This is a genomic window from Clostridium sp. D5, from assembly GCF_000190355.1.
Lineage (GTDB): Bacteria > Bacillota > Clostridia > Lachnospirales > Lachnospiraceae > Faecalicatena > Faecalicatena fissicatena_A.
In genome coordinates this window covers 186,446-190,909 of the sequence record NZ_GL870809.1, presented here as the reverse complement: position 1 = coordinate 190,909, position 4,464 = coordinate 186,446, and the positions used below count along the sequence as shown (strand labels likewise).

Sequence of the window (4,464 nt, the reverse complement as noted above, 5' to 3'; positions counted from 1 at the left end):
TCCTGCCTCCACATATTTTGTCAGGTCGATCATATTCGTCAATTCCAGAGCCATGCCAAGGTCGGCCTTATCTCCGGCTTCCATATCCAGTGCCTGGATCGCTTTCATCAGCTTCACACATGCTCCCAGCACATCCTCTTTTGACGCATCCTCTTTTTCCATGATTGCTTCGCCCTCTGCAATAGCTTCTGCGAAAAGCTTCTGCACAGATTCAACCAGTCCGTCTACATCTCCGTTTGCAACATGCTGCTTTGCTCTGTTCAGGAAGGTTTCCAATACATTCTTGCTTCCCTTTAAGCCGTCGATTGCTGTGCGGAGCCCATCTTTTTTCTGATTCAGCTCGTCCTGGGTTGTTGCATTCTGGCGCGCATCTCTTGCGCTGTTTAACGCATCCTGCAGTGCCTGATAGCTCTCCTGTGTGTATCCGTCCTGCTTGATCGCTTCTGCTTCTGCTTCTGCGATCACTTTATCAATTGCAGCGCAGTCAAGATCAACCGGGGCCTCACCTTTTTCTACCGTATAGGTTTCGCCTGCTACAGTATCAAAAGTGATTGTTTTTTCGTCTTCCCAGTTGGGAACTGTTCCAGCTTCCGTTTTTACTACATTTCCTGCGGAATCACGGACAGTACCTCCTTCACTCCAAGGTACAGCCAATGTCATCGTTTCACCTTTTTCGCTGGTGATCACTACATTCTTTGCTTCCTGTGCAGTTCCGTCATATTCTGCAGAAACTATAAATGCGCCTTCTGCACGCAGTTTTGAGAACTTTGCATTCTTATCTGCATACCAGCATGGGAATATTTTAGTGATTCCCTTATCCGTCTGCATCATCATGCTGTTGACGGACTCAGTTGCACCAGACTTTTCAATACCATGATATGGATCCCAAATTCTAAGATTCGGCTTCATATTTGCTGTTATTGTATTGGCAAACCCATTTACAACAGTGTCCAGATTATACCTGGCTCTCAAAGCCGCTGTAAAAATTCTCGGGAAATTATTCGCCTGTCCCCAGCCTCCGTCACCGAATACATCAATTGTATTCTGCGCGATTTCAAGCTCTTCAGGTGTAGAGAAATATCCAACCCTTCCCCCCTGTGTGAGGCTTTCCAGAGGAATGCAGTTTCCGTCTGCCGGAATTGGATTCGCCAGAGGCACATATTTACTTCCATTCCATCCTTTTTCTGCCAGTGCGTAAACTGTCTTCCCGTTATAATCGGCTGTCGGCTGCGGTGCCAGATTATCACGGATGTCCGTCCAAAGCTCCCGCTTGTCTGCATCCACACCTAATGTCTCACTTGCATCGACGATCGTTTCAAACAGGAAATAAACCGTTGCAAGCTCAACTGCCGGATTATACCCCCACGAATTCTCATGGTAGCCTGCGTACATATTGTACTGACCGTTTTCATCCTTTTCCAGCCATGTCTCATAGAATGTTGCACAGCCCTTTAAGTAATCATACAGCCCATTCTGGAGATACTCCTTGTCCATCGTATACTTGTAATACTCTGCACCCGGATAAGCACTATAAGCAGCGCACAGTGTTTCATTATGGTAAAGTCCCGGACATACTGTCTGTCCCCATGGTGTAATTCCTACCGGATAGAATAATCCGCCCTGAATGCCGTTCTCAGGATCAATCTTTCCATCCTCAATTAATTTCTGAACATATCCATTTCCTCTTCCTGAACCTTCGTTGCTCAGACGTAATAATTCTTTCGTGGACTCTGAGTTTTTCTTACCTTCCTCCATATATTCAAGAACCTGTTCAAAAGCAGGAAGCCCTATCTCCGGACGGTTACTTGAATTTGTGCCATAGAAAGGTGCATTATAATTATAATTCAGCTGATAATGTCCCCACCACATCGGTGAATCGGTATTACACCAGATCCCCATAATACCAGGCGCCAGTTCGCCTTCTCTGGATGTGCAGCCCAAAATATATTGAGCTCCATAGTAGTACTTCATGATCGTATCCATCCTTGCATCAGAAGTATCCAGACTGACATAGGAAGCACTCCAGAAGTCTTTCCACCACTGCTGATGCTCAGCCTTTAATGCATCAATATCAGCACCATTTTCAATACTGCCCAGCAGCTCCGCGGCCTCCTGAACAGGATCTGTTCCTTGCAGCTCATCCTGCCCGTTGTAAGTCTTGCCGCCTCCTCCCACAGATGTCACGATATATACAGACTGTTCCGGTGCAATCGCAAAAGATAAGATTCCTTTATCTGCTGAGGCATCTGCCGTACTTTCTGCGCCTACTACAGCCATAGACATGGCTGCTTTGGAGGTATATGATTTTGAATCCGCTTTATTGCCATTATATGTAGTACGGGCAACAGTCACTGTTCCATCTTCATTCACGCTTGCAGAAACCGGGCGGTTGCCGTCCCCGGCCTTCCCCCAGAGTTCTGCCTGCAATTCCATCCCTTCACTGGCATGCGAAGTCAGTTTTGTAACAATAACATTTTTAGTCGCTGAAGTAAACGTCTCCATTGATACCATCTTATCCTTATATGGCATCTCTGTAGTAACCTCAGCATTTAAGATATCCTGTTTTTCATAAAATACTGGTTTGTCCGGCTTCTCTGCGTACAGTTCCAGCTCGTGTATCCTTGCCGCCGTGTTCCCGGACGCCGCCTTCGTAATAAAAAGCCGGATATATCTTGCCTGAACAGGTGTTTCAAAAACCTTTTCCGTTACTGTTGCCGTATTTCCTGTAACAGCATCCATATCAACCCAGGATGCGTTATTCTCAATGGTATCCCAGTCTTCATTGTCTGTTTCCAGATATTGCAGCTGGTAGTCAACCGTATTATGCTCGGCCTCACCTACCGTACCGGCATGGCTCAGACTATAATACCCGATGTCCTTTTTTTCGCCAAGGTCAATAATTGCCCAATGGGGTTCATCGGCTACTGCACACCATTTTGTGGATGGCTTGCCATCAATCATCATCGCTCCGGACTGAACACCCGAAGTTGGATGCGTGTATTCGGAAGATACCTTAATCGGCTTATTCAGAGCATAATTGTCAGATGCCTGTCCCTCCTGCTCTTCGTCAGCCTTTTCATATAATTCCCACTGCGCGATTTTTGCCCGGGGGTCTACACTGCCATATTCCGGCTGTACCGGATTGGTAATGTATACCCTGAAAAATCGGGCTGTTACAGCGTTATTCAAAACTTTGGTGTAAATGCTCTCCGAATTCCCTGTCACATCATCCGCAACTTTCCAGTCCCCGTCCTCTCCAGTGTCGCTGTACTGTAACTGGAAATCCCGAGAATTGCACTTTGCTTCTGCCGGCCGGATCGCCCCATCATGATAGATCACATATTTCTTTACTGTAATCGGGGATTCATATTCCAGCTGCAGCCATTGTGGCTCGTTATTAGCGATTGGCTTACTTACCCAGCCATATCCGGTTTCCACATTCTGTATCTTCCCGCTGACGGCCACTGCCTTTCCTAAACTGGAAAGTCCCCATGTATCCTCGGCCGTGGAGGTCACTGCTTTATACCGCGGCGCTAAATTAGGATTCTCCTTCGGTATCTCTTTTTCCTTAATCGAATATCCGCCTATTGCCTTTTGGGAGCCGCTATACTCCCAAAAATCTCCCTTTGAGATGTAGAATGTCTTTGTCTCCGAATCACCGCCTGAATTTACGCCGATGTCCCCGTTTCCCATTAAAGCTGTATCTGGTGTATAGCTTGAAATTTGTCCCGGATACATCGTATCATTCCATTCCCCATAATACTGCGATACTATTGACTGAATTTCATTCCAATCTGAATCACCCTCTGCTTCAGCGCGGACTGTACTTATTCCCGCCCCAGAAAAGACCGTACTGCCAAGCATACAGCAGGCCATAGCCGCTGCTGCCGTTTTTGTAAGTGCTTTCTTTTTATTCATTCCCTTCCTCCTGCAATGTTTCCAATACATTATTCCGCAGTTTACTGCAGATCCGCCCGCAGGGCATGTGTTACGGGATGCCATTGGGCATACTTTATAAAAAGGGGCATCGCTTAGACGCTCTCAGCCTGAACGGTAACCGTCTGTATTTGTCACGCTGATGATATAATTCCCTCCTTTCCAGCTTTTGCAGCGAATACTCCGCCCTTTTCTTTTACTTCCGATCTTCTTTTATTTGGCACTTTCTTCATATTTTTATATTAGCAAAAAGATCCGCCACAATTGCGGCGGATCTTCGGTCCGTTATTTGTTAATATAAATTATAATGAATACAATTCTAACACAGGGGTTGTTTTTTTAGTAGTTGGTTCATTTATTTTGGCTTTTAGTATCCTTTCTTATCTGCGTTTCCGTCTGAAAAACATACTGACAGCCACAGCTGCTGCGCCAAAACTCAGCATGATCCCGATGATCGGCACAAATACTATTGCAGCGTCTCCTGTCTTAATTCCCTGATTTGCTGATCCCTTATTCTGTGTACCATTT

The 4,464-nt window shown here is 46.0% G+C and carries 1 protein-coding gene; it reads right to left on the bottom strand.

What is annotated here, in order from left to right:
* Positions 1-3,918: discoidin domain-containing protein (locus tag HMPREF0240_RS00810; protein ID WP_009001558.1), on the bottom strand; the 3,918-nt coding region annotated here is incomplete at its 3' end.
* Between the last annotated feature and the right edge of the window lie 546 nt (positions 3,919-4,464).